The following is a 12710-nucleotide window of genomic DNA, read 5'->3' on the forward strand; positions in this document are numbered from 1 at the left end:
TGCAGCCTAACGCTCGCTGCCCTGATGGAAAGGCCGAAAAGAAAAGACCCGGCTCTGGGGCCGGGTCTGTTGTATCATGCCGAAGGTTCAGGCTCCATCCCGCCCTCGGGCGGGGTCTTCTTGACCTTGGTCTTGGGAATCGCCGTCACGCTCGCGGCATTGCCGTGATCGGACTTGTCGCTTTCGTCGTCACTCTCATTCGGCGGTTCGCCATTCATGACGCGCTTGATTTCGTCACCCGTCAGAGTTTCGTATTCAAGCAGACCCTGAGCCAGACGCTCCCATTCTTCCTTATGTTCGGTCAGGATCTGATGGGCGCGGTCATATCCCTGTTGGATCAGCCGTTTGACCTCTTCCTCGATCAGTTCCTTGGTATGGGCCGAAACCGAGAACCCGGCCGTGTTGCCCTGATAGCCCTCATGCGCCTCGGCATAGTCGATGTTGCCGACCTTGTCGGACATGCCCCAACGCATCACCATGGCCCGTGCCAGTTGGCTGGCCTGCATGATGTCACCCGCTGGGCCGTTCGAGACGTGGTCTTCGCCGTATTTGATGACCTCGGCCGCCTTGCCCGCCATGGTCATGGCCAGCTTCTGCTCACATTCGTCCCTGTGATAGTTCAGCTGGTCCATCTCAGGCAGGCTGACCACCATGCCCAGCGCGCCGCCGCGCGGGATGATCGTGGCCTTGTAGACCGGATCGCACAACGGCAGGGTCATGCCGACCACGGCATGGCCGGCCTCGTGATAGGCGGTCTTTTCCTTCTGGTCCTGGGTCAGCACCATCGAACGGCGCTCGGCCCCCATCATCACCTTGTCCTTAGCGTTCTCGAAATCCTCCATGGTCACGAAACGCCGACCGACCCGTGCGGCCATCAGCGCGGCTTCGTTCACCAGGTTGGCAAGATCAGCCCCCGAGAAGCCGGGTGTGCCGCGGGCGATGATGCGTAGATCGACATCCGGACCCAAAGGCGTCTTGCGGGCGTGAACCCCAAGGATCTTTTCGCGCCCTTTGATGTCCGGGTTGCCGACGGTCACCTGGCGGTCAAAGCGGCCCGGGCGCAGCAGCGCCGGGTCCAGCACGTCCTTGCGGTTGGTTGCAGCCAAAATGATGACGCCCTCGTTAGCCTCGAACCCGTCCATCTCGACCAGCAGCTGGTTCAGAGTCTGTTCCCGCTCGTCGTTGCCGCCGCCATATCCGGCGCCACGGTGGCGACCCACGGCGTCGATCTCGTCGATGAAGACGATGCAGGGCGCGTTCTTCTTGGCCTGTTCGAACATGTCGCGTACGCGGGACGCGCCCACACCCACGAACATTTCCACGAAGTCCGAGCCGGAGATGGTGAAGAACGGCACGCCGGCCTCACCCGCAATCGCTCGGGCCAGCAGCGTCTTACCGGTACCCGGAGGGCCAACCAGCAGCGCACCTTTCGGGATCTTGCCGCCAAGGCGCGAGAATTTCTGCGGGTTGCGCAGGAATTCGACGATCTCTTCCAACTCTTCCTTGGCCTCGTCGATGCCCGCCACGTCGTCAAAGGTCACACGACCATGCTTTTCGGTCAGCATCTTGGCCTTGGACTTGCCAAAGCCCATGGCACCGCCTTTGCCACCGCCCTGCATCCGGTTCATGAAATAGACCCAGACACCGATCAGCAGCAGGAACGGCAGCAGCGTGATCAGGAAAGACTGGAAACCCGATTGCTGCTGCTTTTCTGCCCGCACGGGGATGTCTTTCTCGATCAGCAGCTTGGTGACTTCGGCATCACCGGGCTTGATCGTGACGAAATTCCCGCCGGAACCGGTTGTGTAACGGATCTGCTCACCATCCAGCGTCACGCCTTTTACATCGCCTGCTTCGACGGCGCTTACGAAATCCGAATAGGTTTTTTCATTGCTCTGAAGGGTTCCTCCCGGTCCGCTGAACAGATTGAACAGTGCAAGGATCAACAGGAAGAGAACGACCCAGAAGGCTATATTGCGAGCGTTGCCCAAGAAAATTCTCCCAAAAGACATCGGCAGATGAGGCGCTGCCGGGTTGCCTCTTAAAATAGAGATGATTGAAGCAGGTTCAATGCGATAAAAAAGAAGCCGAAAACTCGGGGAATTTCGGGTTCATTTCAAACGACCATCCGTTCAAAAAACCGGCAAATGGCGCAGACACGATTTGGTCGCCCAGCCAAACGGCGGGCGTGACCATCAGCACCATGCGCGGCACCCCTGTCGCGCGCCAGTCGGGTACTTGTGGCAACCCGGTCTCGCCAAGCGCACGGATCTGTGCTCCGGGCGTGTCCGGTCCTGTCGCGATCCAACGCCCGTCCCAGAGTTCGGCCGGTCGGGCCACGCATGCCGAAACGGCGGTCAGCTCTCTGCAAAACCACGAACTATTCCCGTCCGTCAGGATTTGACAACCGCTCAGCGTCGACGAACGTCCCGCAATGACGGCCTGTACGACTTGCTCGACTTTGCTTTGCCGCGGCGGGTACCCCGGACCCGAGATCCGCTGGAGGATACCGACTACAAGCCGACGCTGTATTTCTTCAGGTAGCGCGGCAAAACCGGCGCGATCCACACGCACCGCACAAGCTATCTCCTTCGCAACACGGCGGGCGGATTCCTGCGCAAAATGCTCAAGCGCCCGGTTCGCACGCCCGAGGTTCGCGGCAACGCGGGACAAAGTTTCAGCCGTAATCCCCAAGCCGGACAGATGGCCCAACGCCTCGCGGGCTTTGATCCGGTCAAAGCGCAGGTCCTGATTCGAAGGGTCTTCGATCCATCGCACCCCCTCAGCCCGCAGGTAGTCCCGCAAAGCGGTGCGCGTTTCGCCCAGCAAAGGTCGCCATAGCGTGACCCCGTCCAGATCGCGCGCAAAAGACATGGCCGACAATCCGCGCACGCCAGCGGCGCGCCCAAGACGCATCAACACGGTTTCCGCCTGATCATCTGCGGTGTGGCCCAGAGCGACCACGGAAATGTCCTGCGACACCGCCCAGTCCCGCAGCAGGGCGTAGCGCGCCTGCCGTGCCTGATCCTGCAGGTTTCCCGACCGGTCCCATCCTGTCCATTTCAGAGTGATATGGGACACGCCCAAATGTGCGCATGTCTCGGAAACACTGGCGGCCTCGGCGGCCGCATCCGACCTCAGGCCGTGGTCGACAGTGGCCGCAAACAGCCGAACACCTTCATCCCGGGCGATCCGGACCAAAAGATGCAGCAATGCAAGCGAGTCGCTTCCACCGGACACGGCCACGCCCAGTCGCGACGGAAGCGTTTCGGGCGACAGCGCCCTGACGCGCTCCGGAAGGGTGTCGGCTGGTGAGCTCAAGAACAGCTCAGCGACGCCATTTCCTCGGTTGCCGTGGCCACAAAGGCGGACGACGGGAAACGGACGCCGACTTCTCCAAGCGTGATACAAGCCTGGTCAACCTGGCCCAACCGGCCCAATGCTGCCCCAAGTTCGTACAAGGCCTCGGGGGCCACCGGCCCTTCGGAATCGCCAGTAAAGCTGGCAAGGAAAGCCCGGGCCGCTTCGCGGGTATCACCCAGCCCTTCGAGGGCCTGCCCTCGCCTCAGATTGGCTTCGGGGGCCAGCGGGCTTCCGGGATACGCGCTGTCAAATTGCGCAAAAAGATCGGCCGCCGTCTGGAAATCTCCGTCCGCAAGGGCTTGCGACGCGGCATCAAAATCGGCTTGTTCACCTACGGCCAGTTCGACCTGGTCGCCGTCGGCGGCATCGCCGGGCGTCGTCACCGGAGCGGTGATGGCCGCTGTGTCGCTATCTCCACCCAATGTTGGTGTGTCTTCGCCGGTGAACTCGCAACCGGGCTCCAGCTCGCAGAGACGGAACTCCAGATCTCCGATCCGGTTGGTTCCGTCCGTCACGACATTCTGAACACGCTGATTCAGCTGCTCGGTCTGCCGGGTCAGCCTCTGCAACTCGGCCTCGATGGCGTCAACGCGTTCCAATATCGAACTGCCGGACAGGTTCGGCGCGGGCGAACCTGTCGTGGAAAACTCGCGCTTGAGCCGTTGGATCTCGACATGCAGCACCGTCAGTTCCTGGCGAATATCGGCCAGAGTCTGCTGATCCTGCGCTTGCGCGCCGCTGGCAAGGGTCAAAGCCGCCGCCAGAACCAATCCCGCAATTCTCATCCTGTTACCCCGTTGTGGAACCGGTCAGCACGGTGACCGCGCGGCGGTTCTTGGAATAGCATTCCTCGGTGCTGCAGATTTCGATCGGGCGCTCCTTGCCATAGCTGATCGTCTGCAGACGGTTTCCGGCCACACCGCGGGAAATCAGGTATTCACGCGCTGCATTCGCCCGACGGGCGCCCAGCGCAAGGTTGTATTCCCGCGTGCCCTGTTCATCCGCGTGACCTTCGATCGTGGCGACGTAGTCGGTATTGGCCAACAGCCACTGGGCCTGCCCCTGAAGGATCGTCTGCGCCTCGGGCGAGAGCGTGGATTGATCCACGGCAAACAGGACCCGGTCACCGATCGCCTGCTGGAAATAGGCGGGCGAACGTGGGTCGCTGGGAGAACCCGGGACGATTGCGCCGTTGCCGCCGGCGCCACCGCCCAAAGCCGAGGGATCGTTGTTGGTACATGCGGCCACCAGCGCCAGCGCGCCCAGAGCCGCAAACTTGCTCAATACGTTCATTTCTGTTGCCTCTTGTCCCGTTTGTTTATTGACGTCTGTCTATCACAGCCAGCCTGCCTTGTGAACTTCGGCCCGACCGGTGGTCTCTTAATTCAACAGTGGCCCCCAGGACGGGTCACTGCCACCGTCCGGGGTGCGTACGGGGCGCAGATTTCGGCCCGAAATGTCGACCGAGTACAGGGTCGAACGCCCGCTGGCGCCCTGTGTTTCCCGCGCAAACATGATGACCCGGCCATTGGGCGACCATGTGGGTCCCTCGTCCAGGAACGAGGCGGTCAACAGCCGCTCCTCGCTACCGTCCAGTCGCATCACGCCGATATGGAACCGGCCCTTGTTCTGCTTGGTAAAGGCCACCAGATCTCCGCGTGGTGACCAGACGGGCGTCCCATAGCGCCCCTGGCCAAAGCTGATGCGGGTCGCCTCACCGCCATTTGCCGGCATGATGTACAGCTGAGGGCTGCCGGACCGGTCGCTCTCGAAGACGATCCGCGATCCGTCGGGTGAATAGCTGGGCGCGGTTTCAATTGCAGGCGTGTTGGTCAGGCGCACGCTTTGCCCGGATGCCAGATCCATTTTCCACAGATCCGTATTGCCGCCCTGCGTCAGCGAATAGACGATCGAGCGGCCATCAGGCGAAAAGCGCGGCGAGAAACTCATCGTACCTTCCTGAGTCTGCAATTCCTGCCGCTTGACCCGGCCAACATCCAGAACGTAAATCCGCGGCCGGCCGCTTTCGTAGCTGGTATAGAGCAGCCGGTCGCCCGTTGGCGAAAAGCGCGGGGCCAGAACGATCGCGGCACTGTCGGTCAAGTACTGAACATTCGCCCCGTCATAGTCCATGATGGCCAGCCGCTTGCGGCGCTGATCCTTTGGGCCGGTTTCCGAGACAAAAGCCACGCGGCTGTCGAAATAGCCTCCCTCACCAGTGATGCGGCTGTAAACCTGATCAGCCACTTTGTGCGCCATTCGACGCCAGCCCTCGGTTGTACCGGCAAATTGCAGGCCGTTGCCCAATTCCTGACCCGAGAATACATCCCAGACCCGGAACCGGACGGACAGGGTATTGCCCGAGACATTCACCGCGCCGGTGACCAGCGCATCGGCATTGATCGCCTTCCAATCCGCAAATTGGACCGGCGCTTCGAAACTGCTGACACGGCTGATGAATGCATCCGGCGAAATCTCACGGAACAGGCCGGTTCCGGTCAGGTCTTCGGCGATGACGCGGCTGATGTCAGCCGCAAACTGGCTGGCCGCCGGACTGTCCGGTACAAAGCTGGGCACCGCAAATGGCAAAGGTTCGATGATGCCTTCATCCAATTCCAGCCGAAGTGGGCCGGTTTGCGCAGACACGGGGGCCGACAGAAGGGTCAGGCCAACGAAGAGGCTGGTCAGAAGTTTCATCATTTGATCCGCATCCTCTCGGGATTGAAGGTGATCTCAATATCCTTCCAATGCTCGTATTTGTCAGCAGGAAGGTCATATCCTTTTGCTCCACAGCGCAAAATCGCACGCCGGGCGGCCTCGTATGCCTGTTTTGCGGCACCGTCCGAGCCACCAGAGCTATCCAGAAGCTGCAGACTGCCGGGAACGATCGAGCCGTCGCGGTTCAGCGAGAAACCGACCACCACAACCGTCTTGAGCGCGTCGGTCGACAACGAGCCCACATTCCAGCACCGCGAAACAGCCAGACGCATCGCATCCTTTTCACCGCCTGTGAGAGGCGGACCGGACGGCTCGGACGCACCGCCCAAGGCCTCGGCCAGCGCGTCATTGATCGCGGCCTCGTCGGGTTCCGCAGCCTGTTCGACAGGCTCGGCGGTCGCGGTCTGTTCGGTTTCCGTAGGCTTGGGCCGATTGGGCCGAACCCGGGGACGCGGCGAGCTTTGTGGCGACAGGTCCTTGGCCTCTTCCGCCTCGGTCACGATCTGGTCCGTGGCTTCCTCGGGCGCGGTCTGGTCTTGCTGCTCCTGCTGGATCTCAGCCCCTTCATCCAGCGAAACCGCCGGTGTTTCGATATCGTCCGGCTTTGCATCCAGTGGCGGCGGAGCGATGGGTTCGGGGGCCACCTTGTCCGCCGGGCGGGGCTGGGACTCGGGCAGCGCCGGCAAAACCGCAACCTCGGGTTCCGGTTCATCCAGTACCGGAGGCTGCTCGATCACTTCGGGTTCAGGTGGAGTCTCAACTGCCTCGGGTTGCGGCTCCGGCTCCGGTTCAGGTGGCGTGGCCGGCTCGGGGCGCGGCTGTTCTTCGACCGACGGCTCCGGCACTTCGGGTGCCGGGGGTTGTACGATCGGATCTTCCAATGCGTTGGGGGGCGTCGGAACTTCGGGCGCATCGCTTTGCGCCGTCAGGGCAGCGAATTGCTCAGCCGAAACCACCGACACCTCCTGCACTGCAAAAGGCAGCGGCTCGGATCGGAACGTGCCGCCGAACAGGGCCCATCCGATCAATGTCACATGGGCAATCGCCGAAATCTTGGTGCCGGTATCCACCGCGCAGCCTCACTCTCCGCCCGCGTCCAGCGCCGGCCCGCCAGTATCGGTGACAAGGCCCACATTCGAAAACCCGCCGGCATTCAACGCACCCATGACCTGCATGACCTGCGCATAAGGAATGGCGCCATCGGCCCGCAGGTAGACGCGGTCGCTGCTGCGCTCGGCAGCTATGGCGCGCAGCTTACCGATCAACTCGTCGCGGGACACCTCGGTGGTCTGTATCTGAACCCGCCCTTCGGCTGTCAGCGTGACGGTCAGCGGTTCCTCGTTGTCGCCGGGCAGAGCGCTGGCGGCAGTTTTGGGCAGATCAACCTCGACCCCCACGGTCATCAGCGGAGCCGCGACCATGAAGATGATCAGCAGCACCAGCATCACGTCGACAAAGGGTGTGACGTTGATTTCACCCATCGGCTGCGCACGCCCGCGCCGCCGCCCTCGGCGTCGTCCGTTGCCGCCAGACGATTGCTGGATCGCCGCACCCATGTCAGCTGTCCAACTGGCGGGACAGAATGGTTGCGAATTCGTCGGCAAAAGCCTCGTATCCGCCAACGATGTGATCGCTGTCCGCGCTAAGTTTGTTGTAGAAGATCACGGCCGGAATTGCGGCCAGCAGGCCAAGCCCGGTCGCCAGCAAAGCTTCGGCGATGCCCGGCGCCACGACGGCCAGGTTTGTGTTCTGCTGTTCGGCGATTTCGATGAAGGCGTTCATGATGCCCCAAACCGTACCGAACAGGCCGATGAACGGCGCGGTCGAACCCACGGTCGCAAGGATCGAAAGCCCCTTTTGCAAGCCTTCGGCCTCTTTTGCGATGGCCACATCCATCGAACGATCGATCCGGGCCTGTGCGCCGGCTATGAGTCCACCGTCGGCGCGGTGCGAGCGGCGCCACTCGATCATGCCGGCTGCGAAGATCTTTTCGGAACTGCCATCCGGCTGCGTTCCGATCTGTTCAAACAACTCGTCCAGCGGGTTGCCCGACCAGAACGCCTCGTCGAACACCTGCGCTTCGCGTCGCGCGCTGCGATAGGTGATGAGCTTTTGAATGATGATCGACCATGACCAGAAGGATGCGACCACAAGGATCAGCATCACCACTTTCACGATGAATGTCGCACGGGCGAACAGCCCCCACATGGAGAAATCGATCTCCTGCGCCAGCGCCAGCGTTTCAGCTTCCATGAACCTGCTCTTTGTTTTGCCTGACAGCCGTTGATTGGCCTTGTTTTGCCAAACGCTAGCGTAGTTAGGGGCAAATTGCCAACAGAACCACAGGGGCTGAGCAAATTGTTACAGCAATGCGCGAATCTCTGCCGGGAGCCGGATCGGCCGGCCATCCTGATTGACGCAAACGGCCGTCACGGTCGCGCGGAAGACTTCGGTCTCGCCGCGCCGGATGAGTTGAGCCATGGTCAGTCGCACGCCGGAAATCGCGACGACCTCGGTTTCGACCAGCAACTCGTCGTCGAACCGGGCAGACGCCAGATAGTCGGCCTCGACCCTTCGCACGACCCAGATGATACCAGCCTCGCGCATTGCGTTCTGGTCATTGCCCAGGTTGCGCACCCAATCCGACCGGGCGCGCTCGATATAGCGCAAATAGTTGGCGTGATAGACCACGCCCCCCATGTCGGTGTCCTCGTAGTAGACGCGGACGGGAAAGACATGCTTCATTGCGTCGGCTCCATGCGTGCGAACAGCCGCAGCGCATGGGACGGGTCCCGCGCCACCGCCGGCAAAACCGGATCATAGGCTGCACGGATCAGCGCGGCAATGTCGGGCCGCAGGATCGTCGTGTCTCCCGCCACGGCCAGGGGCGAGCGCTCTCGGAAGGCTGTGTCCGACCACAACAGAATAGTCTGAACGACCTGCGACAAAGCCAGCGTTTCGGCTGAAACTTTCGACAGCTCACGGTCCATCCTCACAAAGACAAACGCAGCACGGATCGCGCCGTCCGGATCGAACCTGAAGGCTCGATACTGGTTGGCTCCGCCAGCATCGAGCCGCTCGACCAGTGGCGCGAGGTCCGGTATCAGCCGGTCAAGGTCAGGCACTTCAAGCAGCTCGGCCCAATCGCGAAAAAAGAACACCATGCAGTTGGCGCCCAACTCGGGGTCGGTCTCGGCCATCTTATGGCCGGCCAGTGCCACGACCGCCTCGAACGCGCCTTTGACCGTTGCTAGCGTCTTGTCTTCCACACCAAATACGATCGGCACGATGGGCCGTCCCCAACGTGCGAAAAGATAGTTCCCGTCCGCGCGGCAAAACAACTCGGCAACACCCTCAGGCGTCATTGGCAATTCCCTCTTTTTTCAGTCTCGGGGCCGTTGTTTACTGTCGCAAACAAAGATATGCCCACGACAAACGCCATGTTGCCAGGCGTTACCGACACTACCAGAACAGACGGTCTCGGCCATCTCTGACAAGGACGAAACATCGACCCAATGCTTTCCTGGATCAGAAGAAATCCGCCACAGCACAAAGGACGGCTAACTCCTGAATTTGACCGCGTCTACCATTATCACATCAGAAAAACAGCCGGCTCTTCGTTGAATGCGGCGTTCCTGTCGGCGTTCGCCGGCAAGCGTGTGACAGTGAAAGCTCTTGCGGGCGCCCCCAAACACCGAATTGCCGGCGAGATCGGACCTGCGGTCGGCTGGAACGAGCGGCTGATAAAGGCGGGCAGCTTTGCCTACGCGTTTTCACATTCGCCGTTCCATTCACTGAAGGTGCCTGCCAAGACCTGCACATTTACTGTGTTCCGCGATCCGGTCGAGCGGGCCTACAGCCACTTTTTGATGCTGAAAGGGTATATTGAAAACGGCGTCGATCACCCCTGCCTGGCATCCGAAGGCGATTGGGCGAAGGGCGACTTTGCCGATTTCATCGCATCCGCTGACCGCGATCACCTGCTGCGTCAGCTTTTTATGTTCAGCGAAAACTTCGACGTGGACGAGGCTGTCGAGGCTGTGTCCTCTCTAGATCAAGTCGGTTTCTTTCACGAACTCGGCAATTTGCTTGAAAGCGCCCAGGCGTTGTTCTCGGTGGACTTGCCTATGCGCCACGAAAACAGGTCGTTGTCACGCAAAAAGCTGTCTGCGGAAAAATTGGCCGCATTCCGTCCTCATTTCGAACCCGAGTACGAGATGCTGGTGAAAATCCGCGAGCGTAAAGGCTGATCTACAGTCGTCAGCCAAACAGGTCGCTCTGTCCCTTGGGCGCGGCCATGCCCAAATGCGTCCAGGCCTTCTGCGCCAGCATCCGGCCGCGCGGCGTGCGTTGGATCAGGCCCTGTTGCAGCAGATAGGGCTCGATCACTTCCTCCAGCGAGTCGCGGCTCTCGGACAAGGCGGCCGACAAGGTCTCGATCCCTACCGGGCCACCGCCATAATTTTCGGCGATCAGTTTCAGATAGCGGCGGTCGGCACCGTCCAAGCCCAGATTATCGACGCCCAACCGCGTCAGCGCGCCATCGGCCAATTCGCGCGTGATGCGGCCGTCGCCCTCGACGATGGCGAAATCCACGACCCGCCGCAGCAGCCGCCCGGCGATACGGGGAGTGCCCCGCGACCGGCGCGCGATCTCGCGCGCACCGTCGTCATCGGCCGGCGCGCCCAGCTTGCGGGCGTTGCGGGTGACGATCTCGTGCAATTCTTCCACGGTGTAGAATTGCAGCCGGGTGGGAATGCCGAACCGGTCGCGCAGCGGGGTGGTCAGCAGGCCCATCCGCGTGGTCGCCCCGACCAGGGTAAAGGGCTGCAGTTCGATCCGCACGGTACGGGCCGCGGGGCCCTCGCCGATCACCAGATCCAGCTCGAAATCCTCCATCGCCGGGTACAGCACCTCTTCCACCGCCGGATTCAGGCGGTGGATCTCGTCGATGAACAGCACGTCGCGCTCTTCGAGGTTGGTCAGGATCGCCGCCAGATCCCCGGCCTTGGCCAGAACCGGCCCCGAAGTCATGCGGAAGTTCACCCCCAACTCGCGCGCCATGATCTGCGCCAGCGTCGTCTTGCCCAAGCCCGGAGGGCCGTGGAACAGCGTGTGGTCCATCGCCTCGTTCCGCTGGCGGGCCGACTGGATGAAGATGCGCAGATTGGCCCGCGCCTCGGCCTGGCCGATGAATTCGTCCAGCCCCTGCGGGCGCAAGGCGCGGTCGTTGTCCTCGGGCAGAGGCTGAGGGCGCAGGGTCGGGTCGGCATCAACCATTCATTCAGCCTTTCGGAGCCAGCAGTTTCAACGCCGCGCGGATCAATTCGGCCTCGCCGGCATCGGGAAGGTTGGCGGCGGCCGCGGCCACGGCAGAGGCGGCCTCGGACGGGCCATAGCCCAGGTTCGACAGCGCCGACAAAGCCCCCGCCGACGCCGCACCCGCGCCGGGTTTCGGGGCCCGCACCGGGGCCGGCGCCGGGTCTGTGGGCTCAACCACCTCGGCCACGGGGCCGTCCATCGCCTCGGTCACCGTGCCGCCCATCGCCATGACGCCGGGCGCCTTGTCTTTCAGATCCAGCACGATGCGCTGCGCGGTCTTGGGGCCAACACCCTTGGCCGCCTTCACCGCGCCCCAATCGCCCAGAGCGATGGCCCGGCTGACCCCGTCCGGCCCCAGCGCGCCCAGAATGGCCAGCGACACCTTGGCCCCCACCCCCTGAACCGAGCAGAGCAGCCGGTGCCATTCTTTCTCGACCAGCGACAGAAAGCCATAAAGCTGCATCAGGTCCTCGCGCACCACCAGATCGGTGTAGAGCGAGACCGCCTCGCCCACCCCGGGCAGGGCCGCCATGGTCCTGTCCGAGCAGTAGACGATGTAGCCGACCCCGCGCACGTCGATCAGAAGGTGATCCGCCGCGCGATAGTCGATGCGTCCGGTCAGCTTGCCGATCATGTGGCCACCTGTTTGATGCGGGCCTGCGGCGTCGCCCCGTAGAACGCATGGCAAATCGCGATCGCCAGCGCATCCGCGGCGTCGGCTCCCTTGGGCTGGCATCCCGGCAGTTGAAGTTTGACCATGTGCAGAATTTGTTCCTTCTCGGCGTGCCCCACGCCCACCACGGTTTTCTTGACCCGGTTGGGCGCGTATTCGCCCACCGGCAACCCAGCCTGCGCCAAGGTCAGCAACGCCACTCCGCGCGCCTGACCCAGCTTCAGCGTCCCGGCGCCGTCCTTGTTGACGAAGGTCTGTTCGATGGCTGCCTGGTCGGGTTGATGTTCGGCGATCACCTCGACGATCTGGTTGTGCAGCGACAAAAGCCGCTCGCCCAGATCATCCCCGTCGGATTTGCACAGGCCATTGGCAACATGGCTCAGTCGGCTGCCATGTGATTCGATGACGCCCCACCCCAGGGTTCGCAGCCCCGGATCAATGCCCAGAATTCGCATGTTGTGCCTCGGCCTGCTCGGGTTTTCATTGTCTTTTCTCTCGATTAGCACGAAGCGTGAACATTTTCCAAGAAAATTGATCCGACGCCCAAATGCGACACGCCTGTTCCGTCCACGACAATTCGGACGCATTGCGACCCTAGAAAGTCTGAAACCGACACATTCCCAAAGCAGTTTTC

General features: G+C 62.0%; 14 protein-coding genes. 1 reads left to right on the forward strand and 13 read right to left on the reverse strand.

All coding sequences use genetic code 11. From position 1 onward, the window contains the following. Positions 1-74: 74 nt before the first annotated feature. From ftsH to ACR0JC_RS06625, 10 genes are all read right to left on the reverse strand, one after another. Positions 75-1991, reverse strand: a complete 1917-nt coding sequence (gene ftsH, locus ACR0JC_RS06580; RefSeq protein ID WP_170337890.1) for an ATP-dependent zinc metalloprotease FtsH — start codon at positions 1989-1991, stop codon at positions 75-77. A gap of 76 nt (positions 1992-2067) precedes the next feature. Further along, positions 2068-3321, reverse strand: a complete 1254-nt coding sequence (gene tilS, locus ACR0JC_RS06585; RefSeq protein WP_170337887.1) for a tRNA lysidine(34) synthetase TilS — start codon at positions 3319-3321, stop codon at positions 2068-2070. Further along, complete coding sequence (ybgF, locus tag ACR0JC_RS06590; protein ID WP_170337885.1) at positions 3318-4148, reverse strand: tol-pal system protein YbgF; 831 nt, start codon at positions 4146-4148, stop codon at positions 3318-3320. Before ybgF ends, tilS begins: the two co-directional genes overlap by 4 nt. 4 nt (positions 4149-4152) lie before the next feature. Beyond that, on the reverse strand, positions 4153-4656 hold the full coding sequence (gene pal, locus ACR0JC_RS06595; RefSeq protein ID WP_093962774.1) for a peptidoglycan-associated lipoprotein Pal: 504 nt from the start codon (positions 4654-4656) through the stop codon (positions 4153-4155). A gap of 87 nt (positions 4657-4743) precedes the next feature. Then, positions 4744-6063 carry a Tol-Pal system beta propeller repeat protein TolB gene (gene tolB, locus ACR0JC_RS06600; RefSeq protein ID WP_093962775.1) on the reverse strand — a complete coding sequence of 440 codons (1320 nt, stop codon included), beginning with the start codon at positions 6061-6063 and terminating at the stop codon, positions 4744-4746. Beyond that, positions 6060-7151, reverse strand: coding sequence for an energy transducer TonB (locus ACR0JC_RS06605; RefSeq protein WP_170337883.1), 1092 nt, complete (start codon positions 7149-7151; stop codon positions 6060-6062). The genes tolB and ACR0JC_RS06605 overlap by 4 nt, the downstream gene beginning before the upstream one ends. Positions 7152-7160: 9 nt before the next feature. Beyond that, positions 7161-7637 (reverse strand): protein TolR, encoded by a 477-nt coding sequence (gene tolR / locus ACR0JC_RS06610; protein WP_170337881.1) that lies wholly within the window; start codon positions 7635-7637, stop codon positions 7161-7163. Position 7638: 1 nt separating this feature from the next. Continuing rightward, entirely contained in the window at positions 7639-8334 is a 696-nt protein-coding gene (gene tolQ, locus ACR0JC_RS06615) for a protein TolQ (RefSeq protein ID WP_170337879.1), read from the reverse strand. Positions 8335-8442: 108 nt separating this feature from the next. Next, positions 8443-8826 (reverse strand): tol-pal system-associated acyl-CoA thioesterase, encoded by a 384-nt coding sequence (gene ybgC, locus ACR0JC_RS06620; RefSeq protein ID WP_093962779.1) that lies wholly within the window; start codon positions 8824-8826, stop codon positions 8443-8445. After that, positions 8823-9446, reverse strand: coding sequence for a hypothetical protein (locus ACR0JC_RS06625; protein ID WP_170337877.1), 624 nt, complete (start codon positions 9444-9446; stop codon positions 8823-8825). The genes ybgC and ACR0JC_RS06625 overlap by 4 nt, the downstream gene beginning before the upstream one ends. Before the next feature lie 150 nt (positions 9447-9596). On the opposite strand from ACR0JC_RS06625, the gene ACR0JC_RS06630 reads away from it, so the two are divergent. Further along, entirely contained in the window at positions 9597-10331 is a 735-nt protein-coding gene (locus ACR0JC_RS06630) for a hypothetical protein (RefSeq protein WP_170337875.1), read from the forward strand. Positions 10332-10341: 10 nt separating this feature from the next. Here ACR0JC_RS06630 and ruvB read toward each other — a convergent pair whose 3' ends face one another. The 3 genes from ruvB to ruvC are packed head-to-tail and all read right to left on the reverse strand — an operon-like array spanning position 10342 to position 12531. After that, a complete protein-coding gene (ruvB, locus tag ACR0JC_RS06635; protein ID WP_170337873.1) occupies positions 10342-11361 on the reverse strand; it encodes a Holliday junction branch migration DNA helicase RuvB in 1020 nt (339 codons plus the stop codon). 4 nt (positions 11362-11365) lie between these two features. Continuing rightward, complete coding sequence (gene ruvA, locus ACR0JC_RS06640; RefSeq protein ID WP_170337871.1) at positions 11366-12037, reverse strand: Holliday junction branch migration protein RuvA; 672 nt, start codon at positions 12035-12037, stop codon at positions 11366-11368. Beyond that, a complete protein-coding gene (gene ruvC / locus ACR0JC_RS06645) occupies positions 12034-12531 on the reverse strand; it encodes a crossover junction endodeoxyribonuclease RuvC (protein WP_149775764.1) in 498 nt (165 codons plus the stop codon). Before ruvC ends, ruvA begins: the two co-directional genes overlap by 4 nt. Positions 12532-12710: the final 179 nt, after the last annotated feature.

It is taken from the genome of Ruegeria sp. CH5, from assembly GCF_056537025.1.

Bases quoted from the DNA above. Each gene is read 5' to 3' on its own strand.
- ybgF (WP_170337885.1), bottom strand. From the start codon at position 4,148: ATGAGAATTGCGGGATTGGTTCTGGCGGCGGCTTTGACCCTTGCCAGC.
- pal (WP_093962774.1), bottom strand. From the start codon at position 4,656: ATGAACGTATTGAGCAAGTTTGCGGCTCTGGGCGCGCTGGCGCTGGTG.
- tolB (WP_093962775.1), bottom strand. From the start codon at position 6,063: ATGATGAAACTTCTGACCAGCCTCTTCGTTGGCCTGACCCTTCTGTCG.
- tolR (WP_170337881.1), bottom strand. From the start codon at position 7,637: ATGGGTGCGGCGATCCAGCAATCGTCTGGCGGCAACGGACGACGCCGA.
- tolQ (WP_170337879.1), bottom strand. From the start codon at position 8,334: ATGGAAGCTGAAACGCTGGCGCTGGCGCAGGAGATCGATTTCTCCATG.
- ybgC (WP_093962779.1), bottom strand. From the start codon at position 8,826: ATGAAGCATGTCTTTCCCGTCCGCGTCTACTACGAGGACACCGACATG.
- ACR0JC_RS06625 (WP_170337877.1), bottom strand. From the start codon at position 9,446: ATGACGCCTGAGGGTGTTGCCGAGTTGTTTTGCCGCGCGGACGGGAAC.
- ACR0JC_RS06630 (WP_170337875.1), top strand. From the start codon at position 9,597: ATGCTTTCCTGGATCAGAAGAAATCCGCCACAGCACAAAGGACGGCTA.
- ruvB (WP_170337873.1), bottom strand. From the start codon at position 11,361: ATGGTTGATGCCGACCCGACCCTGCGCCCTCAGCCTCTGCCCGAGGAC.
- ruvA (WP_170337871.1), bottom strand. From the start codon at position 12,037: ATGATCGGCAAGCTGACCGGACGCATCGACTATCGCGCGGCGGATCAC.
- ruvC (WP_149775764.1), bottom strand. From the start codon at position 12,531: ATGCGAATTCTGGGCATTGATCCGGGGCTGCGAACCCTGGGGTGGGGC.